Here is a 22,668-nt window from a genome sequence, read left to right as displayed (position 1 = left end):
GCCGGTTCAGCGGTGACTTCTCCCGCGATACCGTGTCAGAAAAAGGATCACCCGATCTCGGGCGAGCTCGCACCATCTGCGTCGGCCGCCTCGAGGATCCCGGCCAGCTGCGCGACGAGCTCGGCCGGCCCCGCCACCGTCATGGCGCTGGTGGCCGGAGCACCGCGCAGGCCGGTCACGACCGCGCCCGCCTCGGTGGCCACCACTGCCCCGGCCGCCATGTCCCACGGGTTGAGCCCGCGCTCGTAGTACAGGTCGAGCGAGCCGTCCGCCAGGAGGCAGAGGTCGATGGCGGCCGAGCCGAGCCGTCGGATGTCCCGGATCTTGGGCAGCACCTGGGCCAGCACCTGCGCCTGGTGGGCGCGGCGGCCGGCGTCGTACCCGAAGCCCGTGCCGACCAGGGAGGTGCCCAGCGAGGTGGGGGCGCCCACCCGGATCGGCTCGCCGTCGCGGGTCGCGCCCTCGCCGAGCCCCGCCGACCAGGTGCGGCCGTCGGCCACGCTGTGCACGCAGCCGGCCAGGACCGTCCACGAGGCGGGCTCCGGCGGACCTGCCACCACGGCCACCGACACGGCCCAGGACGCGACGCCGTAGAGGTAGTTCACGGTGCCGTCGATCGGGTCGAGCACCCACGTGAGGCCGCTGGTGCCCGCCACGTCGTCGCCCTCCTCGCCCAGGATCGCGTCGTCGGGCCGCTCGGCGGCGATCATCTCGCGCAGCAGCTCCTCCGAGGCGCGGTCCATGACCGTGACCGGGTCGACGTCGCTCGACTTGGTGGCCGCGACCACCACGCGTTCAGGTCTACCCTCACGGACCAGGGCACCGGCGGCTGTCGCGAGGCGGACGGCGAGGTCGCGGAGGGCGGTGACGGTGACGCCGTCGGGCAGCTCGGGCGGTGCGGGTGAGATCACGCACCCATCCTGCCGCACGCGCAAGTGACCGACTATCCGACGGCCGGCTATCCGGCGGCGCACCGACGCGCCTGCGCCGCTGGGCCGCCCCGCGGTGGCAGGCTCGGCCCACAGGACTACCCCGGGAGGACTGGCATGGACGAGCTGGAGCTGGTACGGCTGCACGAGGACGGTGAACGACTCGTCCTTGCTGCGCGCGACGGCGCCCAGAGCACCCTGCCCATCACCGATGCCCTGCGTGCCGCGATCCGCGGCGACCGCCCGCGTACCGAGTCGATCCGCGCCCAGGAGGCGTCGGCGCTGCGTCCCCGCGAGATCCAGGAGCGCCTGCGCGCGGGCGAGACGTGCGAGATGCTCGCCGAGGCCTCGGGCCTGCCGATCGAGCACGTGCGGCGCTTCGAGTACGCGGTCCTCTCCGAGCGGGAGCACTCGATCGCGCGCGTCCGGGCCAGGTCCGTCCTGACGGACGACGGCGGCGCCACCACCCTGGGCGAGATCGCCGACGACCGGCTCCGCTCCCGCGGCGTCCGGCCCGCCGACGCCCGGTGGACCGCTACGCGTGAGGGCACCCACCCGTGGATCGTGCGGGTCGAGTTCGAGGCCGGCGACCGCCCGCGCCAGGCCCGCTGGTCCCTGGAGCCGCGCGGCGGCTTCGTGACGGCGCTCGACGACGAGGCGCGCTGGCTCGGGCTTCCGGAGGAGGACGAACGCCCGGTCATCGCCGGGGTGTCGGCCCTGCCGCCGCACCGGAGCAACCACCCGTCGTCCCGGTCGGCGGCGCCCGAGCAGGACGACACCGACCTGCTGCTCGACAACCTGTCGGAGCGGCGGGGACAGCGGCCTGCCCGCAGGCTCACCCCGGACAACGACCTGCCGGACATGATGGAGCTCGACCTCGACGGCCCTGGCGGACCTGACGGCCCCGGCGGCCCGACGGCCGAGGAGCCCGAGCCGGACCCGGAGCCCTCGGCCGCCGTCGTGGACATCGGTGCGCGCCGCGGCGGGTCCCGCGCGCGCATGCCCTCGCCCCTGGTGCCGGACTCCCCCGCCGATCTCGAGTGGGAGGGCCCCAGCCAGTGGGAGATCGAGGCGCCGCGGCCCGGCCCGGTGCAGGAGACCGACGCCGGTCCGACGGCGGAGGCCTCGCCTGCGGACGACCCCGCGCCCCAGGCCGAGCCGGAGCAGGTCCCGGAGAAGCCGCCGGCCGAGCCCGCGCAGTCCAAACGCCCGGCGGCGAAGCGCGGCCGCAAGTCGCGCGCGCAGGTGCCGAGCTGGGACGAGATCGTGTTCGGGTCGCGTCCGGAGGTCTAGCCCTCAGTCGTGCAGCACGGCCCGCGTCACGGTCAGCGACACGCGGCACGCCAGGTCGTCGTGCCGCTGGTCGACCTCGGCCAGCACGTGCACGGCGCTGGTGCCGCCGCCGATCGGGACGTCGACCGGCTTGCCCGACGAGCCCCTGACCGCGACGCGCGGGACGTTGTCGACGACCGGCGTCAGGACGATCTCGGCCCCGGCGACGCACGACCCGGTCGCCGCCGGGTTGTGCAGCACGGGCAGGAACGTGACATGACCCCGCTGCGGCGGGTCTCCCGGCAGGCTGATCCGGAGCTGGGTGCAGTCGGCGGCCGGGGCACCGGTGCCCTCCTCGGTGCGGCGCTCACCGTCGACGTAGCAGTCGGTGAGGCCGGCGGGCGCGCCGCCGTCGGCGGGCTCCTCGGACTCGGCGGTGACCTTGATGTCGCCGGTGACCGGGATCGAGGACGCCGAGGTGTAGTACCACGTCAGGTACGTCGCGGCGGCGAGGATGATGGCCAGGCCGGCGACCGTGGACCGCGGCCGGGCGGTGAGCACGGCGACGAACCGGCTCCACAGGCCGGGTCCGTCGTCGCCGGCGCGGTGGGTCTGGATCTCCTGGACGCCCTGCCGCACGGCGAGGCAGATGCTCACGTAGCTCAGGAGCATCGCCGCGGCGTCGATGGTCGACCGGCCGTCCGACGGCTCGAGGACGAACGCGACGACGCAGACCACGCCGCCCGCGACGAAGATGGTGAGGTCTCCGCGGCGGCTGCGCGGCCTCGCGGAGCGTTCGGCCGCGAGCGCCGGGTCGCCAGGTCCGGTCACGGCTCGGCGTCCGGGTCGGGGCACTCGGTGAGGTCGCCGTCGTCGGGCTTGAAGTCCGCCGGGTCGAGGTAGTCGGGGAAGTTGTTCTCGAAGGTCTGCACCCACCAGCCGCTGATCAGCGCCTCGAGGACGGCGTCGTTCAGGAACGCGCACAGCTCGGCGTCGCCGTGGTCGATCCCGATGCCGTAGAGCTCGGCGTTGCCGAACTGCTCGTCGGGCAGCACCCGCAGGCCGCCGAACTCCTCGGCGTAGCCGTACAGGAGCAGCTGGTCGGTCGAGACCGCGTCGACGGTGCCGTCCAGGAGCTTCCGGGTGCAGACCCCGAACCCCTCCTCCTGGACCGCGACGATGCCCGCGAGGTTCTCGTTCATCTGGCTCCACGACGTGCTGCTCCGGGCCGCGCAGACCTTCTTGCCCACGAGGTCCGCGGCGGACTCGATGCGGGAGTCCGAGCGGACCATCACGCCCTGCTTCGTCTTCATGTACGGGCCGGCGAAGGAGACGTCCTCCTTGCGCTCGTCGGTGATCGAGTAGCTCCCGATGACGATGTCCGCGCCGTCCTCGTCCTCCAGCTCACCTTCGCGCTGCGTGGTGCCGAGGTTCTGCTCGACCACGTTCAGCCCGCAGTAGCTGCCCAGCCACTGGGCGAGGTCGTAGTCGAACCCGCCGCGCGTGGAGTCCGTCTGCTGGTAGTTCAGCCCGGGCTGGTCGCTGTGCATCCCGACGACGACGCGGCCCTGCACGCCGAGGAGCGATGCGCACTCCTCGTGCGTCTCGGACTCGGGGTCCGGGCCGCACCCGCTCGCGACGACGAGCGTCGCCACACACATGAATGCGATGAGGGCTCGCCTGCCGGCCGTCGCCATGTGCGACAAAATATCATTTGAGCGATTTGTTCCGCATCAGTCGAGTGATTTGTGCGTGCGATCAACGCGCGATCGACGGGTGCCGTCGGACGGCGGCTCCGATCAGCCCCAGAGCGACTCGTCGGCTGATCGCCGCCGCGCGGTGAGCGCCGTCATGCGGCGCATGTGGTGGCGGCGGCACAGCACCTCGTACGCGACGTCGGCGGACTCGAACGGGCCGACGTCGCCGATCACCACCTGCTCGCCCTCGGTGACCATCACGCCGTCGACCGTGCGCGCGTTGTGCGTGGCGCGCGCGCCGCACCAGCACAGCGACTGCACCTGGAGCACGTCGATCCGGTCGGCGAGCTCGATGAGCCGGGCGGAGCCGGGGAACAGCCGGGTGCGGAAGTCGGTGGTGATGCCGAACGCGAAGATGTCGATCTCCATCTCGTCGACGAGGCGGGCGAGCTGCTCCACCTGCTCGGGCGAGTAGAACTGCGCCTCGTCGCACACGAGGTAGTCGACCGCCTCGCCGCCGGCACGCCGGCCGCTGATCTCCACCCAGAAGTCGGTGTCGTCGGTCACCTCGTGGGCGGCGACCTCCAGACCCAGGCGGCTGGAGACCCTGGCCTCCCCCGCCCGGTCACCACGGCTGAAGATCAGCCCCTCGCGCCCGCGGGCACGATAGTTGTGGTCCGTCTGGAGGGCGAGGGTGGACTTCCCGGAGTCCATGGTCCCGGAGAAGAAGACGAGCTCTGCCACTGTTCCTTACCTCAGGTCTCGGCTCAGGCGACTGCGGTGAGCAGGGGCACGAGCATCTCGTGCGGGGTCAGCGATCCGTGCACACCGGGCAGCGCGCGCGCGTTCGCGGAGTGCACGCGCGAGTCGACGACGGTGGCCGCGCCGGTCATGGCGACCACCACGTCCCCGATCGCCGGCAGCACGTGCTCGGCGACCGGCCCGAACCAGCCGCCCGCCACGGCGTCGTCCCGCAGCAGGACGAGCGCGTGCTCGCCCAGCCGCTCGGCCCACCGCCGCGCGACGTCGGCCGGGTCGGTGCCCTGGTCGGCGTAGACGTGCAGGGCGCGCGGCTCTCCCCCGACCAGCGCGACGCCGGGCTTCAGCGCCGGGTCGGAGGCGACGTCCCACTGGGTGGTCAGGTCGGCCTTGATCTGGCCGTGGTCCGCGGTGACCACCACGAGGGTGCCGCGCGGGACGCCGCGCATCAGCCGGCTCAGCTCGCGGTCCGTGGACTCCAGCGCGTCGCCCCACTGCCACGAGTCCCAGCCGTGGCCGTGCCCCGTCTTGTCGACGTCGCCCTGGTACAGGTAGACGAGGCGCTGCGCCTCGCCGGGCTGCCGGAGCGCGGTGACCGTGGCGTCGACCCGCTGCTCGAAGGTCTCGGCGGCCACGTAGGCCGGGCCGCGCAGCGCGGCCTGCGTCATGCCGGAACCGGCGAACTTGCCCGGGCCGGGCGCCGTAACCCGCACGCCGGCCGCGGCGAGCGTCTCGAAGACCGTGGGCTCGCGCTGCAGGTCGGCCGGGTCGCCGAGCTCCCGCCACTGCACCAGGGACGCCAGCCTGCCCGTCGCCGGGTTGCGCTGCGTGTAGCCGAGCATGCCGGTGCGGCCCGGGGCGGTGCCCGTGCCGAGGGTGCTCAGGCCCGCCGCCGTCGTCGAGGGGAAGCTCGACGTGAGCGTCGCGGCCGGCTCGTCCCGCTCGCGCAGGAGCCCGCGCAGGAACGGCGCGTGCCCGCCGCGTTCGGCGAGGTTGCGGATGCCGAGCCCGTCGACCAGGACGACGACCACCCGGTCGGCGTCCGGCAGGCCAAGGGCCGTACGACAGCCGCCCGAGGTGAGGCCGGTGGCGGTGGTGAGGTCGTGGCCCATCGCGCCCGCCACGGCGGGCATGACCGCGGCGAGGCTCGTGGTGTCGTAGGACGGCTCGACCAGGCCGTCGGGGAGGTTCGGAACGGTCACTTCGGCGCGGACGTCGCCCGGGACAGGGCGCGCGCGAAGCCGACCGCGGCGCGGACCGCGGCGTCACCCTCGGCCTCGCTGGACACGCGGACGACGACGTCGTCGGGCGTGACCTGGCCGGTCAGGCCGTGGTCGGCGGTGCAGTTCGGGTCGACGCACGTGGCGGGCTCGAGGTCGACGCGCGACACGGCGCCCCAGCCGATCGCCAGGGTGACCTCACGCGTCGACGCGCGCTTCGGGTACCGCTCCGGGTCCGCGATCACGTGCGTGAGCGCCACCGAGCGGATCTCGCGCACCGGCACGACCTCCGTGGTGGCCGACGCCGATCCGGGCCGCTCCGGGTCCTCCCCCGCGTGGTCGTCCACGTGCGCGGTGACCAGGCGGGTCGGCGTCAGCACCAGGACGGTGAGGTGCCTGCGCACCTCCGAGTCGAAGGTGGTCTCGGCCTGCACGAGGTGGGCCACGACCTCCTCGTCGGCCAGCGCAACGTCGAGCACGTCCGCGACGAGCTCCGGGTAGTAGCCGGCCCGGTGCAGATGGGCGGTCAGGTCGTCACGGGCATCGGTAGGGGCATGGGGCACGGTTGGCATCATCCCATCCGTGTCGCGCTCAGGTCCACACGCGCCGCGGCGGTCGTTAGCCTTGGTCCCGTGGACCAGCCAGAACGGGCCGACCGACCGGTGGGCACTGTGCGCCTGCCGTACTCGACGGAGTATCCGGTCGAGTGGGAGGCCGACGTGGTGCTGCGCGACGGCTCCACGACGCACGTGCGCCCCATCCGCCCGGAGGACTCCGACGCGCTCCAGCGCTTCCAGATGGCCCAGTCGGAACGGTCCACCTATCTCCGGTTCTTCGCCGCGCTGCAGCGCATCCCCGACCGCATGCTCACCCAGCTCGTCACCGTGGACCATGTGAGCCGGGCGGCGCTGGTCGCCGTCCGCCCGGGTTCGGCGCCAGAAGCGGACGGCGCGGAGGCCGACGGCGCGGACCTGGCCGAGGACATCATCGGCGTCGCGCGGTACGACGTCATCGACGACCGGCCCGGGCGCCGCACCGCCGAGGTCGCGTTCAACGTCGCGGACGCGGTCCAGGGACAGGGCCTGGGGTCCGTGCTGCTGGAGCACATCGCCGCCGCCGCGCGCGAGCGGGGCGTGCACCGGTTCATCGCGGAGGTGCTGCCCCAGAACCGGGCGATGCTCGGCGTGTTCCGGGAGGCCGGCTACGCCGTCGAGCAGCACCTGGACGACGGCGTCGTCACGGTCTCGATCGACCTCGACCCGACCGACCGGTCCCGCGAGGTCATGGCGGACCGCGAGCACCGCACCGAGGCACGCTCGATGCAGGCCCTGCTCTCGGCCCGGCGCGTGCTCCTGGTGGGCCCGGCGCAGGGCGGCACCGTCGACGAGCTGCTCGCCGCGCGCGTCCGAGAGGCGCACGCCGCCGATCCCGGCGACACCGAGCTGCTGGTGCTCGGCGACGACGTGACCTGGGCGGACCTCGGCAACGGTGGGCCGGGCGGCAACGGGTCGGGCGAGAGCGCCCCGGTCGACCTCGCGGTCGTCGCCGCGCCCCCGGACGAGGTGATCGACGCGGTCCGGCGCCTGCGCGGCACGGGTGCGCGCGGCGTCGTCGTCCTGTCGGCAGGGTGGGCCGAGGTGGGGCCCGACGGCGTCGCCCGCCGCCGCGAGCTGCTGCGCACCGCGCACGCCGAGGGCATGCGGGTGGTGGGCCCGGCGAGCTACGGCCTGCTCACGAACGTCCCCGGCGCGAGCCTGCGCGCGAGCCTCGCGCTCACGGCCCCCAGGCCCGGCCGGGTGGGCCTGTTCAGCCAGAGCTCGCCCGTCGCCGTCACGGCCGCCGAGACGGTCAAGCGGCGCGGCCTGGGGCTCTCCACGCTCGTCTCGGCGGGGCACCGGGCCGACGTGTCGGGCAACGACGTCATGCAGTACTGGCAGGACGACCCGCACACCGACGTCGCCTGCCTGTACCTCGAGACGCTCGGCAACCCCCGCAAGTTCTCGCGGATCGCCAGGCGCCTGGCGCAGGTCAAGCCCGTGATCGTGGTCGTGGCGGGTCGTCACGGGAGCGTCGTGCCGCCCGGGCACACCGTGCGCGCCACGCGCGCGCCGCGCCGGATGCTCGACGAGGTGCTGCGGCAGTCCGGCGTGATCCGCGCGGAGAACACGCACCAGCTCATGGACGTCGCCCAGGTACTGGCGCACCAGCCGCTCCCGACCGGTGGCCGGGTAGGGATCCTCGCGAGCTCGCCGTCGCTGGCGGCGCTCGTGGCCGACGCCGTCGCCGCAGCGGGCCTGACCGTCGTCGGGCCGCCGGACCCGCTGTCCGCCGCGGCGCCCGACGACGAGATCGCCGCCGCCGTCGACGCCCTGTACGCCCCGGGCGCGTGCGACGCCGTGGTCGTGGTGTCCGTGCCGGTGGTGCTGCCGCGCACCGACGCGATAGCGCGCGCGGTGGCCCAGGCCGCTGCCCGCACGGGTCGCACCACCGTCGTCAGCGCGCTGGGCCTGCACGGCATGCCCGACGAGCTGGCGGCGAGCGACGACGGCCGCGAGATCCGGATCCCCGCGTTCTCGACGCCCGAGGACGCCGTCTGGGCGCTCGGCGCGGTGGTGCGCTACGCGCAGTGGCGCACCCAGGACCACGGCACGCCGGTCCGGCCGGCGCTGCGGGAGGACATGTCCGACGGCGCCGCGCGGGCCCAGGCACGCACGCTCGTGGAGGCTCTGCTGACCCAGGAGCCGGCGCAGGAGCCCGACGGCGCCGAGCTGGACCAGGCGACCGCCACCGAGCTGCTGGCCTGCTACGGCCTCAGCCTGTGGGGCTCGCGGAGCGTCCGCACGGCGGACGAGGCGGTCGCCGCCGCCGAGGAGCTGGGCTGGCCCGTGGCGCTCAAGACCGCCGCGCCCGCGCTGCGGCACCGGGCGGACCTGGGCGGCGTGCGGCTCGACATCGCCGACGCCGAGGACCTGCGGGAGGACGCCGAGCGGATGCTCGCGGCGGCGGCGTCCCTGCTCCCTGCGCCCGACCCGGTGCTGGAGGTGCAGGCGATGGCGCCCACCGGCGTGGCGTGCGTGGTGCGCTCCGTCGAGGACGAGCTGTTCGGCCCGGTGGTGTCGTTCGGACTGGCGGGCGACGCCGTCGACCTGCTCGACGACGTGACGCACGGCGTGCCGCCCCTGACCGACGTCGACGTGGCGCGCATGGTGCGCGGCGTCCGCGCGGCCCCGCGCCTGTTCGGCTACCAGGGCGCGCCCGCCGCCGACGTGGCGGCGCTGGAGGACGTGCTGGCGCGCGTCTCGGTGATGGCGGAGGACCTGCCGGAGCTCGCGTCCCTGGAGCTGTACCCCGTCGCGGTCGCGGAGCGCGGGGCGGCGGTGCTGCACGCGACGATCCGGCTGCGGCCGGCGGAGCGCCGGACGGACGCGCCGCGGCGGGCGCTGCCGGGTTAGCCGGGATCAGCGGACGGTCAGCGGATCAGGACCATGCCGACGAGGAGCATCACGGCGAAGCCGACGAGCACCAGGCGCTGACGCCGGTTCGGGCCCGAGGCGGTGAGGATCGCGGCGACCGCCGGTCCGGTGGCGAGCATCAGCCACGCGCCGGGCGCGGGGGCGATGTTCGCCGACACCGCCGCCACCGCTACGACCACCAGGCCGTGCACCACGCCGAGCCCCACCCGCATCGAGATGACCACGTGCAGCACGGCGGCGACCACCGCGAGGCCCGCCCACATGGTGATGCCCTCCTCGAGGCAGCCCCACTCCTGCTCCGCGCACTGCCAGGACTGCATCCACCAGGTCACCAGGGCGCCCAGCACCATGACGGGCACCACGCTGAGCCCGGCGACGCCGTAGGCCAGCCCGATACGGACCAGCCAGCCCGGCAGGGTGGTCGACCTGCTGAGCAGCGGCATTTCGGGCATGGCTGAATAGTGCCAGGTGTAGCGAGGAATGTGCACATGCTCACGCCGTGACCTGGCTGGACGCCAGCACGGCGCGCACCGGAGTGTGAGCGGCCGGAGTGTCGGTGGCGCGGGGTACCGTTTGCCTGTTCGATCCACCCCCAGATTCCAGCCCCAGATTCCAGGAGCCCCACGAACCATGGCGCGCAAGCCGTCGCAGCCGCTCGACGAGAGCGAGATCCACGAGAAGGTCGTGGACATCGACGTCGCCTCGGAGATGGAGGCCTCGTTCCTCGAGTACGCCTACTCCGTCATCTACTCGCGGGCCCTCCCTGACGCGCGCGACGGCCTCAAGCCGGTACAGCGCCGCATCCTCTACATGATGTCCGACATGGGACTGCGTCCCGACCGCGCGCACGTGAAGTCGTCGCGTGTGGTGGGCGAGGTCATGGGAAAGCTCCACCCGCACGGTGACGCCCCCATCTACGACGCCCTCGTGCGGCTCGCGCAGAGCTTCTCGCTGCGGCTCCCGCTCGTGGACGGGCACGGCAACTTCGGCTCGCTCGACGACGGTCCCGCCGCGCCCCGGTACACGGAGGCACGCCTGGCGGCGTCGTCGATGGCGATGACCACGGGGCTCGACGAGAACGTCGTGGACTTCGTGCCGAACTACGACAACAAGCTCACCCAGCCCGAGGTGCTGCCCTCCGCGATCCCGAACCTGCTGGTCAACGGCGCGTCCGGCATCGCGGTCGGCATGGCCACGAACATGGCTCCGCACAACCTCGTCGAGGTCGTGGCGGCGGCGCAGCACCTGATCAAGAACCCCGAGGCCACGCTCGAGGACCTGCAGCGGTTCGTGCCGGGCCCGGACCTGCCGACGGGCGGCAAGATCGTCGGCCTCGAGGGTGTGCGCGACGCGTACCGCACCGGCCGGGGCAGCTTCCGCACCCGGGCCACCGCGCGGATCGAGAGCGTGACGCCGCGCCGCAAGGGCATCGTCATCACCGAGCTGCCCTACCTGGTGGGCCCGGAGAAGGTCGTCGAGAAGATCGCCGACGGCGTCAAGGCCAAGCGCATCCAGGGCGTCACCAACGTGCAGGACCTCACGGACCGCACGCACGGGCTGCGCCTGGTCATCGAGGTCAAGACCGGTTTCGACCCCGACGCCGTGCTGGAGCAGCTCTACCGCGTCACGCCGCTCGAGGATTCGTTCGGCATCAACAACGTGGCCCTCGTCGACGGCCAGCCGCGCACGCTCGGCCTGGTCGAGATGCTGCGGGTCTGGGTGGACCACCGCATCTCGGTGGTCCGGCGCCGGTCGCAGTACCGCCTGGACAAGCGCCTCGAGCGGCTGCACCTGGTGGACGGCCTGCTCGTCGCGATCGTCGACATCGACGAGGTCATCCAGGTGATCCGGTCGTCCGACGACGCCGGTATCGCCCGCGACCGCCTGCGCGAGGTCTTCGACCTGTCCGAGCCCCAGGCGTCGTACATCCTGGACCTGCAGCTGCGCCGCCTCACCAAGTTCTCCCGCATCGAGCTGGAGAAGGAGGCCGAGGAGCTGCGCCGCGAGATCGCCGAGCTGGAGCAGATCCTCGGCGACGAGAAGCTCCTGCGCCGCGTCGTCAGCACCGAGATGAGCGAGGTGGCCAAGACGTACGGCACGCCGCGCCGCACCGTGCTGCTCGACTCCGCCGGCGGGTCCGTCGGCTCGGTGGCCGAGGCCCCGGCGAACGGTCGCAAGAAGGCCGTCGAACCCATCGACCTGCAGATCAAGGACCTCCCGACCCGCGTGGTGCTGTCCGCGACGGGCCTGCTGGCCCGCCTCCCGGACGACGTCCCCGCGTCGCGCGAGGGCAACCGTGCGGCGCACGACGCCCTGCGGGGTGACACCGCCGCGACGACCCGCGGCCAGGTCGGTCTGGTGACCTCGGCCGGCCGCATGCTGCGCATCTCCGTGCTCGACCTGCCCTCGCTGCCGCCGACCGACGGCGCGCCGTCGCTGTCCGGCGGTATCCCGGTCAGCGAGCTCGTGGAGCTGGAGCCCGGCGAGACCGTGCGGGCCGTGACCGCGCTCGGCGCGGACGCGCCGACCATCGCCGTCGGCACCGCGCAGGGCATCGTCAAGCGGATAGCGCCGTCGGACGCCCCCGCGAAGGGCGACGAGTGGCCGGTGATCGCGCTCAAGGAGGGCGACACCGTGGTGGGCGCCGCCGTCGTGTCCGACGACGACGAGCTGGTCTTCGTGGCCGACGACTCGTCGCTGCTGCACTTCCCGGCCTCGTCCGTGCGGCCTCAGGGTCGCGCCGCGGGCGGCATGGCGGGCATCAAGCTGGCCGCGGACCGCAAGGTGGTGTTCTTCGGCGCGGTCCCGGCCGGGGTCGACGCCACGGTGGTGACCATCGCCGGGGCGGGCGACGCACTGCCGGGGATCGAGCCGGGCGCCGGCAAGGTGACGCCGTTCTCGCTGTACCCGGGCAAGGGCCGGGCGACGGGCGGTGTGCGGTCCCAGCGGCTGCTCAAGGGCGAGGACGGGCTCATCTTGGCCTGGGTGGGCGCTACTCCCCCGCGGGCTCTCGGCGCCGGCGGCCAGCCGGTCGAGCTGCCCGAGGTGGACGAGCGGCGCGACGGGTCCGGGACCCCGATCTCGGTCCCGATCGCGGTGATCGGCTGACCAGGCGGGACCAGTTTTGTCGAGGGTGTCGATTCTGGCGTCGCTCGCCCGTCCAAGGCGTGTCAACATTCCAGTAACGAGGAGCTCGACATGACTGACAGCTGGGTTTTCCTGATCCGCGAGAACGACTGGGACTCGGACGCGTACCTGCCGGAGAAGCTGCAGGGCCGCGACCGGAGCGAGGACCCGGACATGGCGGCGCACGGGCGGTTCATGCAGGCCGTCGAAGAGCTCGGCGTCAAGATGGTCGGCGCCGCCGCTCTGCAGAACGCCAAGTACGGCGGGTGGGTGGCGCCCGGGAAGGACGGCGCCGAGCCGGTCTACACCGACGCGCCGTTCACCGACACCAACGAGGTCATCACCGGCTTCTACCAGTTCGAGTGCGACGAGGCGACGGCGCGCAAGATCGCCGCGCTCGTGCCCACCGGCAACGTGATCGAGTGGCGCAAGGTCCACGACTTCGGTTCCTAGGAGGGACCTCTGCGTGCCGATCGACCCCGCGGCGTTCCGCACCGCCTGGCCTCAGGTGGTGCGGTCGCTCGCCGTGACGACGCGCAGCCTGGACTCCGGTGAGGAGTGCGCCGCGGAGGCGTTCGCGCGGGCCGCGGCCCAGCCCGACGGCGCCATCGACGACCTGGTCGCCTGGTGCGTCCAGGTCGGGCGCCGGACGTGGCTCGACGCGGTGCGCCACCAGGCGGTGTTCACGCGGCTCCAGTCCCAGATCGCCCGCCCGGAGGTGGCCGCAGTGGACGTGCCGACCGGCCCCGGCGCGCCCGGCGGCGACCTCGACGACCGGCTCGCGCTGCTCTTCGTCGCGTGCGACGACGCGCTCGCCTCCGGCGCTCAGCTCGTCCTGGCGATGCGGGTGGTCTGCGGCCTCACCATCCGGCAGATCGCTGCCCACCTCGGCATCGCGGAGGCGACCGCAGCGGCACGGCTCACCCGCGCGAAGTCGGCACTGGCCAGGGCCCGCGGCGAGTTCGCCGTCCCCGACGGCGCCGCACGGGCCGCGCGGCTGCCCGTCGTGCTCGCGTGCGTCGCGGGCCTGTTCACCGTGGGGCAACGGGACGGGATCGAGCCCGCTGACGCCACGCAGGACCCGGCCCGCGACGCGCTGACGCTCGCCGAGGCGCTCGTCGCGGAGTACCCGGACGACCCCGAGGTGCTCGGCCTGCGCGCCGTGTGCCGCCTCGGCCTGGCCCGGCGCCCGGGCCGCGTGCGCGACGGCGTCGCGCTCCCCCTCGACGAGGTGGACCGCTCGGCGTGGGACCAACGGCTCCTGTCGGCAGGCCTGGACGACGCCACGGCGGCGATCACCGCCGGCGGTGCGGGTGCCGGGCGTCCGGGCCGCTTCGCGCTGGAGGCCGCGATCTCGGGGGTGCACGCGGCGGCTCGTACCGCGGCGGAGACCGACTGGACCCGGCTGGCTCAGCTCTACGACGCGCTGCTCCAGGTCTGGCCGTCTCCGGCGGCCCGGGTCGCGCGCCTCGTGGTGCTGGGGCGGATCGCGCTGCGCGCCGGTGGCGCCGGCGCTGGTGCTGGTCCTGGTGCTGGTCCTGGTGCTGGTCCTGGTGCTGGTCCTGGTGCTGGTCCTGGTGCTGGTCCTGGTGCTGGTCCTGGTGCTGGTCCTGGTGACAGCGTCGGCGAGATCGAGCGCGAGCTCGAGGAGCTGGTCGCCGACGGGCCGCCGTACGCCGCCCGGGACGCGAGCCTCGCTCTCGCGGACCTCGCCCGCCACACCGGCCGGACCGACGAGGCAGCCGCTCGCTACCGCGAGCTGCTGGACGTGATCCCGGCCGGCCCGCTGCGCGAGTTCTGCCGCAGGCACGCCGGATAGGTCCCTGGCCTCGGTTCCTGCTGACGACGAGTTCGGTCGGTTGCACGGCCGGCCCGCTGAGATCGGTCCCTTGCTCTGAGATCGGTCGGTTGACTGACCGATCTCAGAGCAACGGACCGAAGTCGCTGAGTTCGGCCCGTTGCACGGAGCCAGCGCAGGGCGCTCAACAAGGCCCCCGGCCGCGATTCCCCCGGACACTGTCGGTGACCGGTGGTTGACTCCGTTCCATGAACGACTCGACCTACGAGTTCTCCACCGACCCTGCCCGCGTCGATCCCGCCCGCGTGCACGAGCTCATCGCCGACACCTACTGGGGAGCGGGCCGCACGCGCGAGCTGATGGACGCAGCGATCGCCGGCTCCCGGCCCTACGGCGTCTACCGCAGCGGCACGGTCGAGCAGGTGGCCTTCGCGCGCGTCGTGACGGACGGCGTCACGTTCGCCTGGCTCGCCGACGTCGTCGTCGACCCGGCCGTGCGCGGCCAGGGCGTCGGCAAGCTCCTGATCGCGGGCGTGGTCGCGGAGCTCGAGCCGCTCGGGCTGCGCCGCACGCTCCTCGCGACCGCCGACGCCAGCGGCCTCTACGAACAGTTCGGCTGGGTACCGGTCGACCCGCAGTACTCCTGGATGGAGCGCCCGGGCCGCGGAACGATCACCCCAGCCAGCACCACCACACCTGTCAGCACAGCAGCCAGCCCGTCAGGAGCGCACGCATGACACTGTCCGTCGAGATCGGTGACCTGACCCGCGTGGAGGCGGATGCGATCGTCAACGCCGCGAACTCCCTGCTCTTGGGCGGAGGCGGGGTCGACGGCGCCATCCACGCCGCGGCCGGGCCACGCCTGCTCGAGGCGTGCCGGCGGCTGCGAAACACGACGCACCGGGACGGCCTGGAGGTGGGCGACGCCGTCGCGACCCCCGCGTTCGAGCTGCCGGCCTCGTGGGTGATCCACACCGTCGGGCCGAACCTGCACCGTGGCCAGGACGATCCCGCCCGGCTCGCGTCATGCTTCGCCCGCTCGCTCGACATCGCCGCCGAGCTGGACGTGCGGACCATCGCCTTCCCGGCGGTGAGCGCGGGCGCCTACGGCTGGCCCGCCACCGACGTCGCACGCATCGCCGTCATGACCTGTCGCGGCTGGCTCGCCGAGCATCCGGAGGCCAGTCCCCAGGAGGTGCGGTTCGTGGTGCTCGACGAGCGGTTGCGGGACGTGTTCACCGAGGCGCTCGGTACGGCCTGACGGCGACCTGGCACTCGCGCGAGCCGGCCGGCCGGCAGGCAGGTCAGCTCGTGAGCAGCTTGGCCAGCTCCGCCGGCGTCGCCGCGAGCGCCGCGGCGCCGGCGGCCTCCAGCTCGCCGGGTGCCGCGTAGCCCCAGGTGACGCCGACGGTCGGGACGCCGTGGTGGGCGGCGGCGTGCACGTCGTGCTCGCGGTCGCCCACCATCACCGTCTGCCCGACGTCGGCGCCGAGGGCCACCACGTGCGCCAGCGCGCGCTCCACGACGACCTCCTTGCCCTCCACGAGTCCGACCGCCTCGCCCGCGGCGCCGTGGACGCCGTCGAGCCCGCCCTCCAGGTAGCGGTCGAGCCCGAAGTGCTCGACGATCTGCCGCGCGTAGTGCTCGGGCTTGGCGGTGGCCACCAGGAGCGTCACCCCGGCCTCGCGCAACTCCGTCAGCGCCTCCGGGAACCCGGGGACGACGGAGTTGTCGAACATGCCGTGCACCTCGAAGTCGCGGCGGTAGGCGGCGATCGCGGCGCCGGCGTCGGCGTCGGACAGGCCGATGCCGGTCATGCTCGCGCCCAGCGGCGGGCCGACGAAGGTCCGTAGGACGGCGTCGGTGGGGACGGCGAGCCCGGCGTCGGCGAAGCCGACACGCAGGGACGCGATGATGCCGGGCGCCGAGTCGGTGAGGGTGCCGTCGAGGTCGAGCAGGACGTGCGTGATGCGGCGGGGAAGGGTGAGGGTCACGTCCCGAGCGTGCCACACGTTCAGTGGTGCCCCGCGTGGGCGTCCGTGTCGCCGCCGTCCGCCCCGCCACCTCCCGCGCCCTCGTGCCCGTCCCCGTGCCCGCCCGGCGGCGTCCCCGCCTCCTGCCCCGGTCCGACGACGACGAACTGCCCCATCATCCCCTCGTCCTCGTGCAGCAGCATGTGGCAGTGGAACATGTAGGGCACGTCGGGGTCGGTGTAGTCGTCGAACCGCATGAGCAGCCGGTAGGTGCGGTTCGGCTCGAGGTACACGGTGTCCTTGCGCCCGGCCAGCTCGGGCGGCGGCGCGTCGCCGTCGATCGACAGGACCTGGAACTGCACGTCGTGCACGTGGAAGCTGTGGGGCATCGGCACGATGCTGCGCACCTCCCAGATCTCGGTGTCGCCCTCGGCGACGACCTCGTCGATGCGGCCCATGTCCATCCGGCGTCCGTTGATCTGGCGGTCGTCGAGCTCGAACGTGCGCGTCACCGCGGCGTCGTCCTCGTGCAGCGCGTCCTGAGCGGCGTGGACCGACGGCTCCCAGGCCGGCTCCGGTGACGGCGTGAGCTCGTCGGCGGCCCGGAGCTCCAGCACGTCGAACGCGTCGTTGCCGCCCATCGCGAACGGGACGACGACGCCGCCCAGGTCGGCCTCGAACGAGTGCAGACGCGTGGTCTCGCCCGGCTCGATCTCGACGACGACCTCGGCGCGCTCGCCGGGCGCGAGCCGCACCCGGTCGAGGGTCACCGGCGCGTCGAGCAGCCCGCCGTCGGACGCGACGAGCTGCATGTCCCGGTCCTCGAACCCGAGCTGGTAGGTCCGGGCGGTCGACCCGTTGAGCAGCCGCAGCCGCACCCGCTCGGTGGTGACCTCGTGGTACGCGCCCACCGTGCCGTTGGCCAGGACGGTTCCGCCGAGCGTGCCGGGCTCGCTGCCGTTGTCCTCGAGCTCGAGCTGCCCGTCGTCGTCGAACACCTTGTCCTGCACGATCACCGGCACGTCGTCGACGCCGTACTCCTGCGGCAGGGCGGCGGCGCGCGAGGCGTCGTCGTCCAGGAGGAACATGCCCGCGAGGCCGCGGTACACGTGCTCCTCCGTGGCGCCGTGCGGGTGCGGGTGGTACCAGAGGCTGGCCGCGGGCTGGTCGATCTCCCAGGTGGGGCGCCAGGTGGCTCCCGGTTCGACCTCCTGGTGCGGCCCGCCGTCCATCGCGGCGGGCAGGTGCATGCCGTGCCAGTGCACGCTGGTCGGCTCGCCGAGGTCGTTGGTGACCTCGACGGCGACCCGCTCGCCGCGTCCGGCCCGCAGCGTCGGCCCGAGATAGGAGCCGTTGAAGCCCCACGTCTCGGTCCGCACGCCCGGCCGGAACTCCGTGGTCCCCTCCTGCGCGGTCAGCTCGAAGACCCGCGTGCCGTCCACCATCCGTGACGGCGCCAGCGGCGGGATGGCGAGCTCGTTGGTGAACTCCGTCTCGTCGACGGGCGTGACCGAGCCGGGGACCAGGCCGCAGCCGGCGAGCGCGAGGACGAGCGCCAGGGCGGCAGGGCCTGCCGCCAGGGCGCCGGCCCGCCTCATCGGCCGGCCCCGCGCAGGCGCTGCACGCCGGCCGCGACCAGACCCGCGAGCAGACCCACGAAGGTGTCGATCAGCAGCGCCGGGATCATGGTCCAGGCAGGCTCGACGCCCGAGCCGCCGGGTCCGCCGAAGCCGGCGAGCGCCGGGACGAGCTGCCCCAGCGCGACGCCGACGAGCCCGTAGGCCAGACCGGTCAGCGTGAGGGTGAGCACGGGCCGGGGCACACGGCCCAGGCCGACGACGCCGATCCACACGGCGGCGGTGATGCCGATGACGGCGAACGCCCGGGGAGCGCCCGTGCCGAGCACGCCGGTGAGGCCGGTCAGCGGCCAGAGCAGGGCCAGCGCGGAGAGACCGGCGACCACCGCCCACGGGACGGCGGGCGGCTGCGGCGCGGGCCCCGGCCGGGGCGAGGACTGAGGGGGAAGGTGCTGGGATGTCATGCCTCGACGGTGCCCGCCGGGGCACCCGTCCCACATCGGCCCTGGATCGTCTCCCGGTGTCGCCCGGAGGCGACACAAACCCTGACTTCGCCGCCGGAGGGCTCCGGGACGATGCCTCGGGGGCGGCTCGTCCGTAGGGTGACGGTGTGTCCGAACCGAGCGCCGCCCCGCGAGCCGTCGAACCACGCGCCGTCGAACCACGCGCCGTCGACCCGCGCGTCACCGACGTCGTCCTGGCGCTCGCCATGGCCCTGGTGGTCGCCGTGGTCATCGCCGCGGACCCCGCCGCCGTGCGGCACGCCGGCCCGGGGGCGTACCTGTTCGCGGTGGGTTTCGGGGCGCTGGTCCTGCTCCGGCGCAGGGCGCCGCGCGTCATGCTCGTGATCACGGTGCTCGCGGTGTTCGTCTACTACGCGTTCCAGTTCGCGCCCATCGGCATGGCGCTGCCCGCGGTCGCGGCGCTGTACTCGGCGGCGGAGATGCGGCGTACCGGCTGGGCCATCGGTGCGGGCACCGTGCTGATCGCCGTCGCGACCTACTACCGGACGGTGGGCAACACCCCCGAGGAGGCCCTGACGCCGTACGAGCTCGTCTCCGACGTGGCACTGGTCGCGGCGGCGATCGCGCTCGGCGTAGCCGTCCGCCTCTCGCGGGAGGCGCGCGGGCACGAGGCACGGGCCGCGGAACAGCGGCTGCAGGCGGAGCGCCTGCGCATCGCCCGGGACCTGCACGACGTCGTCGGGCACAACCTGTCGGTGATCGCCCTGCACTCGGGCGTGGCCGCCGAGGCAGTCGGCCGGGACGACGACGCGGCCCGGCGCGCGCTCGGGCACGTGCGCGAGGCGACGTCGGGCACGCTGCACGAGCTGCGCTCCACGGTCCGGCTGCTGCGCGGCCCGGCGGGCGGGCCCGACTCCGCGCCGACGGGCCTGGCCGGCGTCGACGCCCTCGCCGCCTCGGCGCGGGCGGCCGGGCTCGTCGTCGACGTCGAGCTCGACGTACCCGCCGGGGCCCTCGACGGGGCCGTCGACGCCGCCGCCTACCGGGTGGTGCAGGAGTCGCTCACCAACGTGCTGCGGCACGCCGCGGCCGGCCGGGTCAGGGTCTCCGCGGAGGCAGCCGTCGGCCGCCTGGCCCTCCAGGTGGCCGACGACGGCCGCGGCGCCGGCCCGGGCCTCGTGCCCGGCACCGGGATCTCGGGCATGCGCGAACGCGTCACCCTGCTCGGCGGCACCCTCACCGCGGGCGACGCACCCGGCGGCGGGTTCGTCGTGGCCGCCGACCTGCCCCTCCGGCTGGAGACGGGAGAAGCATGACCGGCCCACTGATCCGGATAGTCCTGGTGGACGACCAGGAGCTCGTGCGCGCGGGGCTGCGCGCCCTGGCGGAGAGCGAGGGCGACATCACCGTCGTCGGGGAGGCCGCCGACGGACAGGCCGGGGTGTCCCGTGTGCGGGAGCTGCGGCCCGACGTCGTGCTCATGGACATCCGGATGCCGCGCCTGGACGGCCTGGCCGCGACCCGCGAGATCGTCGCGGACCCTGCACTGGCGGACGTGCGGGTGCTGATCCTGACCACGTTCGACGAGGACGAGCACGTCTTCGAGGCCATCCGGTCCGGTGCCGCCGGCTACCTGCTCAAGGACGTCGCGCCGGCGGAGCTGCGCCGCGCCGTCCGCGTGGTCGCGGCGGGCGAGTCGCTGCTCGACCCGGGAGTGACGGCGACGGTGCTGCGCGCGGTCGCGGCCGCCCCGGCGCCCCGGACCGACGACCGCCGGCTCGCCGGGCTCACCGAACGCGAGCGCGAGGTGCTGCAGCAGCTCGGCCGAGGGCTGACGAACGACGAGATCGCCCGCGAGCTCTACCTCAGCCCGGCCACCGCACGGACCTACGTGAGCCGGCTGCTCGCCAAGCTCGGCGCCCGGGACCGCGCGGCGCTGGTGATCCTCGCCTACGAGACGGGGCTCGTGCGGCCGTGAGCCGCACGAGCCCCGCTCGGTCAGGGTGTCAGGTCAGAGCGCCTTGAGGCGCGGCAGCACGTCCTCGCTGAACTGGGTGAGGAACCGCTCCTGGTCCTGGCCGGGGCCGTGCACCACGAGGTGGTTCAGGCCGGCGTCGACGTAGGGCTTGATCTGCTCGAGTGCCTGCTCCGGGTCGGACGCGACGATCCAGCGCTTCGCGACCTGCTCGATCGGCAGCTCGTCCGCCAGCTGTTCCATCTCGGTGGCCGAGGTGACGCTGTGCTTCTGCTCCGGGGTCAGCGAGAGCGGCGCCCAGAACCGGGTGTTCTCCAGCGCGGCGGCCGGGTCGCGGTCGTACGAGATCTTGATCTCGATCATCTTGTCGACCTGCGCGACGTCGCGCTCCGCCTTGGCCGCACCCTCGGCGACCGCGGGCAGCAGCTTCTCCGTGTACAGGTCCATGCCCTTGCCGGAGGTGCAGATGAAGCCGTCGCCCGCGCGCCCGGCGTACTTGGCCACGAGCGGGCCGCCCGCCGCGATGTAGACGGGCACCGGGTTCTCGGGCCGGTCGTAGATCTGGGCGCCGACCAGCTCGAAGTAGTCGCCCTTGAAGTCCACGCTGTCCTCGGTCCAGAGGGCCCGCATGAGCTGCACGGCCTCGCGCAGCCGCGCGAACCGCTCCTTGAACTCGGGCCACTCGCGGCCCGAGACGGCGATCTCGTTCAGGGCCTCGCCCGTCCCGACCCCGAGGATCACGCGGTTCTCGGTCAGCAGCGCCAGGCTAGCGAACGTCTGCGCGATCACGGCGGGGTTGTAGCGGAACGTCGGGGTCAGCACGCTCGTGCCGAGCTGGATGCGCGAGGTGCGCTCCCCCGCTGCGGCGAGCCAGGCGAGGGCCGACGGCGCGTGGCCACCCTCGTGCCGCCACGGCAGGAAGTGGTCGGAGACCATCGCGCTGTCCAGTCCCACCTCCTCGGCGCGTACTGCGAGCTCAACCAGCTCGCGCGGCCCGAACTGCTCGGCGGACGCCTTGTACCCAATCTTCAGAGTCACATCTGAGACCCTACGCTCGATCGCCGTCCGGCGAACCCCCGCGTCGCGCACGTCACATCCGACCTGGTCAGCCCCCGATCAGGAGCGCCTCATCGCCGACGCCGACCATCCGCCGGCCACCGCGACCAGCACCGCGAAGACGCCGAGGACCATCGGCGCCGGCAGGTACACCAGGCCGACGCCGACCGCGAGCACCGGGACCACCAGCCCGGCGTAGGCGACGAGGAAGATCAGCGCCAGCGCCTCGGCCCGCTCCTGGGGCGCCACCATGGCCGCCGTCCGGCCGAGAGCCGCCTTGAACAGCAGCCCCGCACCCCCGCCGGCCAGCACGCCACCCGCCACGAAGAGCCACACCGAGGCCAGCGCGACGCCGCCGAACAGCGCGACGGGGCCCGCGACGATCAGGGCCGCCGCCCAGCGGAGCTGGACCTGCTGCGTACCGGCGGCCAGCAGGGTCTGGCCGAGCGCGCCGGCCAGGAACGGCGTCCCCGCGACCGCACCCGCGACGATCAGCGACGGCTGCCCCAGCTCGTCGCGGACGAACGACGCAGCCACCGAGCTGAACAGGCCGAGGACGGCGAACCCGGTGAACGCGCCGACGGCGCCGGCCACGAACCGGCCGCGGACCTCGCTGCCGATCGCCGCCCGCTGCGGCCGGTAGGGCCGCAGCCCCGGCCGGTGGAGCACGGTCTCGGGCACGAACGGCGTGGCGGCCAGGAGCACCGCCATCGCCACCCCGAACACCGCGTACGGCACCACCAGCGGGTGGGCGGACGGCGCCGCGAGCAGCCCGGACAGGACCGGCCCCAGGCCGATCCCGCCCAGGTTCGCCACCGTGGCGACGACGGCCGCACGTCCCGGGGCCGGCCTGGTGCGCGCGCCGTCGAGCTCCGCGAGGTACGCGGTGGCCGTGGCGGTCAGCGCGCCGATCCCGACGCCCGAGACCACGCGAGCCACGAGGAGACCCGCCAGGTCGTCCCGGACCAGGAAGCCCACGGCGGCCAGGAGCTGCAGCGTCACGGCGAGCAGGATCAGCGGGCGGCGGCCCACCCGGTCGCTCAGGTGCCCCACGAAGAACAGGCTCGCGATGACCCCCACCGCGTACGCCGCGAAGATCACCGTGACCGTGAACGGGCCGTACCCGTCCCGCGCCGCGTAGAGCGTGTAGAGCGGGCTCGGCACCGCCGCGAACGCCATGAGCAGCAGGAAGGTGAGGCCGGTGACCCAGAACCCGGCGCCGTGTCGGCGCGGGCCGGCGGAGGTGGGTCGAGCGGCGGGCAGGGAGACAGGGCGCGCAGTGGTCACCTCCGCAGTCTGCGACCGCCCATTGATCCACACAAGCGAATCATTCCGATCGCGCTTATCGC

General features: G+C 73.9%; 21 protein-coding genes. 9 read left to right on the top strand and 12 right to left on the bottom strand.

All coding sequences use genetic code 11. The features are described from left to right. Positions 1–47: 47 nt before the first annotated feature. Complete coding sequence (locus ACNYC2_RS08280) at positions 48–911, bottom strand: inositol monophosphatase family protein (protein ID WP_419706566.1); 864 nt, start codon at positions 909–911, stop codon at positions 48–50. Between the two features lie 135 nt (positions 912–1,046). On the opposite strand from ACNYC2_RS08280, the gene sepH reads away from it, so the two are divergent. Further along, a complete protein-coding gene (gene sepH / locus ACNYC2_RS08275) occupies positions 1,047–2,222 on the top strand; it encodes a septation protein SepH (RefSeq protein WP_419706565.1) in 1,176 nt (391 codons plus the stop codon). A 3-nt stretch (positions 2,223–2,225) separates the two neighbouring features. Here sepH and ACNYC2_RS08270 read toward each other — a convergent pair whose 3' ends face one another. From ACNYC2_RS08270 to ACNYC2_RS08250, 5 genes are all read right to left on the bottom strand, one after another. Then, positions 2,226–3,032: a hypothetical protein gene (locus ACNYC2_RS08270; RefSeq protein ID WP_419706564.1), complete on the bottom strand. Its 807-nt coding sequence runs from the start codon at positions 3,030–3,032 to the stop codon at positions 2,226–2,228. Continuing rightward, positions 3,029–3,898, bottom strand: a complete 870-nt coding sequence (locus tag ACNYC2_RS08265; RefSeq protein ID WP_419706563.1) for a transporter substrate-binding domain-containing protein — start codon at positions 3,896–3,898, stop codon at positions 3,029–3,031. The genes ACNYC2_RS08270 and ACNYC2_RS08265 overlap by 4 nt, the downstream gene beginning before the upstream one ends. 102 nt (positions 3,899–4,000) lie before the next feature. Further along, the gene (locus ACNYC2_RS08260) at positions 4,001–4,642 is read right to left on the bottom strand and encodes a thymidine kinase (RefSeq protein ID WP_419706562.1); all 642 of its coding nucleotides are present in this window, start codon (positions 4,640–4,642) and stop codon (positions 4,001–4,003) included. A gap of 23 nt (positions 4,643–4,665) precedes the next feature. Beyond that, positions 4,666–5,859 (bottom strand): alkaline phosphatase family protein, encoded by a 1,194-nt coding sequence (locus ACNYC2_RS08255; RefSeq protein WP_419706561.1) that lies wholly within the window; start codon positions 5,857–5,859, stop codon positions 4,666–4,668. Beyond that, positions 5,856–6,440, bottom strand: a complete 585-nt coding sequence (locus ACNYC2_RS08250) for a DUF5998 family protein (RefSeq protein ID WP_116675824.1) — start codon at positions 6,438–6,440, stop codon at positions 5,856–5,858. Before ACNYC2_RS08250 ends, ACNYC2_RS08255 begins: the two co-directional genes overlap by 4 nt. A gap of 69 nt (positions 6,441–6,509) precedes the next feature. Here ACNYC2_RS08250 and ACNYC2_RS08245 point away from each other — a divergent pair, with 69 nt between their 5' ends. Further along, positions 6,510–9,329: a GNAT family N-acetyltransferase gene (locus tag ACNYC2_RS08245; protein WP_419706560.1), complete on the top strand. Its 2,820-nt coding sequence runs from the start codon at positions 6,510–6,512 to the stop codon at positions 9,327–9,329. A 17-nt stretch (positions 9,330–9,346) separates the two neighbouring features. Here the strand turns inward: ACNYC2_RS08245 and ACNYC2_RS08240 are convergent, their stop codons facing one another. Next, positions 9,347–9,802: a hypothetical protein gene (locus ACNYC2_RS08240; RefSeq protein ID WP_377133562.1), complete on the bottom strand. Its 456-nt coding sequence runs from the start codon at positions 9,800–9,802 to the stop codon at positions 9,347–9,349. Between the two features lie 178 nt (positions 9,803–9,980). Here ACNYC2_RS08240 and ACNYC2_RS08235 point away from each other — a divergent pair, with 178 nt between their 5' ends. From ACNYC2_RS08235 to ACNYC2_RS08215, 5 genes are all read left to right on the top strand, one after another. Continuing rightward, positions 9,981–12,458: a DNA gyrase/topoisomerase IV subunit A gene (locus ACNYC2_RS08235; protein ID WP_419706559.1), complete on the top strand. Its 2,478-nt coding sequence runs from the start codon at positions 9,981–9,983 to the stop codon at positions 12,456–12,458. A 90-nt stretch (positions 12,459–12,548) separates the two neighbouring features. Continuing rightward, on the top strand, positions 12,549–12,929 hold the full coding sequence (locus ACNYC2_RS08230) for a YciI family protein (protein ID WP_419706558.1): 381 nt from the start codon (positions 12,549–12,551) through the stop codon (positions 12,927–12,929). Positions 12,930–12,942: 13 nt separating this feature from the next. Next, positions 12,943–14,295 (top strand): DUF6596 domain-containing protein, encoded by a 1,353-nt coding sequence (locus tag ACNYC2_RS08225; protein ID WP_419706557.1) that lies wholly within the window; start codon positions 12,943–12,945, stop codon positions 14,293–14,295. A gap of 227 nt (positions 14,296–14,522) precedes the next feature. Further along, complete coding sequence (locus ACNYC2_RS08220; RefSeq protein WP_419706556.1) at positions 14,523–15,011, top strand: GNAT family N-acetyltransferase; 489 nt, start codon at positions 14,523–14,525, stop codon at positions 15,009–15,011. Then, on the top strand, positions 15,008–15,535 hold the full coding sequence (locus tag ACNYC2_RS08215) for an O-acetyl-ADP-ribose deacetylase (protein ID WP_419706555.1): 528 nt from the start codon (positions 15,008–15,010) through the stop codon (positions 15,533–15,535). The genes ACNYC2_RS08220 and ACNYC2_RS08215 overlap by 4 nt, the downstream gene beginning before the upstream one ends. Before the next feature lie 43 nt (positions 15,536–15,578). On the opposite strand, the gene ACNYC2_RS08210 is transcribed toward ACNYC2_RS08215, so the two are convergent. The 3 genes from ACNYC2_RS08210 to ACNYC2_RS08200 are packed head-to-tail and all read right to left on the bottom strand — an operon-like array spanning position 15,579 to position 18,288. After that, positions 15,579–16,268 (bottom strand): HAD hydrolase-like protein, encoded by a 690-nt coding sequence (locus tag ACNYC2_RS08210; protein WP_419706554.1) that lies wholly within the window; start codon positions 16,266–16,268, stop codon positions 15,579–15,581. Positions 16,269–16,288: 20 nt separating this feature from the next. Continuing rightward, complete coding sequence (locus tag ACNYC2_RS08205; RefSeq protein WP_419706553.1) at positions 16,289–17,845, bottom strand: multicopper oxidase family protein; 1,557 nt, start codon at positions 17,843–17,845, stop codon at positions 16,289–16,291. Further along, positions 17,842–18,288, bottom strand: a complete 447-nt coding sequence (locus ACNYC2_RS08200) for a hypothetical protein (RefSeq protein ID WP_419706552.1) — start codon at positions 18,286–18,288, stop codon at positions 17,842–17,844. The genes ACNYC2_RS08205 and ACNYC2_RS08200 overlap by 4 nt, the downstream gene beginning before the upstream one ends. A 146-nt stretch (positions 18,289–18,434) precedes the next feature. Here ACNYC2_RS08200 and ACNYC2_RS08195 point away from each other — a divergent pair, with 146 nt between their 5' ends. Together ACNYC2_RS08195 and ACNYC2_RS08190 are read left to right on the top strand one after the other, a co-directional pair. After that, positions 18,435–19,604 carry a sensor histidine kinase gene (locus ACNYC2_RS08195; RefSeq protein WP_419706551.1) on the top strand — a complete coding sequence of 390 codons (1,170 nt, stop codon included), beginning with the start codon at positions 18,435–18,437 and terminating at the stop codon, positions 19,602–19,604. An 8-nt stretch (positions 19,605–19,612) separates the two neighbouring features. Beyond that, a complete protein-coding gene (locus tag ACNYC2_RS08190) occupies positions 19,613–20,266 on the top strand; it encodes a response regulator transcription factor (protein WP_419707792.1) in 654 nt (217 codons plus the stop codon). A 33-nt stretch (positions 20,267–20,299) separates the two neighbouring features. Here ACNYC2_RS08190 and fgd read toward each other — a convergent pair whose 3' ends face one another. Both fgd and ACNYC2_RS08180 read right to left on the bottom strand, forming a co-directional pair. Continuing rightward, complete coding sequence (gene fgd, locus ACNYC2_RS08185; RefSeq protein ID WP_419706550.1) at positions 20,300–21,301, bottom strand: glucose-6-phosphate dehydrogenase (coenzyme-F420); 1,002 nt, start codon at positions 21,299–21,301, stop codon at positions 20,300–20,302. Between the two features lie 78 nt (positions 21,302–21,379). Then, positions 21,380–22,606: an MFS transporter gene (locus ACNYC2_RS08180; protein WP_419706549.1), complete on the bottom strand. Its 1,227-nt coding sequence runs from the start codon at positions 22,604–22,606 to the stop codon at positions 21,380–21,382. Positions 22,607–22,668 lie beyond the last annotated feature (62 nt).

The sequence above is a fragment of the Promicromonospora sp. NFX87 genome (genome assembly GCF_048564965.1).
GTDB lineage: Bacteria > Actinomycetota > Actinomycetes > Actinomycetales > Cellulomonadaceae > Promicromonospora.
This window is presented reverse-complemented; position numbering and strand designations above follow the sequence as displayed.

Bases quoted from the DNA above. Each gene is read 5' to 3' on its own strand.
- ACNYC2_RS08265 (WP_419706563.1), bottom strand. From the start codon at position 3,898: ATGGCGACGGCCGGCAGGCGAGCCCTCATCGCATTCATGTGTGTGGCG.
- ACNYC2_RS08230 (WP_419706558.1), top strand. From the start codon at position 12,549: ATGACTGACAGCTGGGTTTTCCTGATCCGCGAGAACGACTGGGACTCG.
- ACNYC2_RS08205 (WP_419706553.1), bottom strand. From the start codon at position 17,845: ATGAGGCGGGCCGGCGCCCTGGCGGCAGGCCCTGCCGCCCTGGCGCTC.
- ACNYC2_RS08220 (WP_419706556.1), top strand. From the start codon at position 14,523: ATGAACGACTCGACCTACGAGTTCTCCACCGACCCTGCCCGCGTCGAT.
- ACNYC2_RS08240 (WP_377133562.1), bottom strand. From the start codon at position 9,802: ATGCCCGAAATGCCGCTGCTCAGCAGGTCGACCACCCTGCCGGGCTGG.
- ACNYC2_RS08235 (WP_419706559.1), top strand. From the start codon at position 9,981: ATGGCGCGCAAGCCGTCGCAGCCGCTCGACGAGAGCGAGATCCACGAG.
- sepH (WP_419706565.1), top strand. From the start codon at position 1,047: ATGGACGAGCTGGAGCTGGTACGGCTGCACGAGGACGGTGAACGACTC.
- ACNYC2_RS08215 (WP_419706555.1), top strand. From the start codon at position 15,008: ATGACACTGTCCGTCGAGATCGGTGACCTGACCCGCGTGGAGGCGGAT.
- ACNYC2_RS08200 (WP_419706552.1), bottom strand. From the start codon at position 18,288: ATGACATCCCAGCACCTTCCCCCTCAGTCCTCGCCCCGGCCGGGGCCC.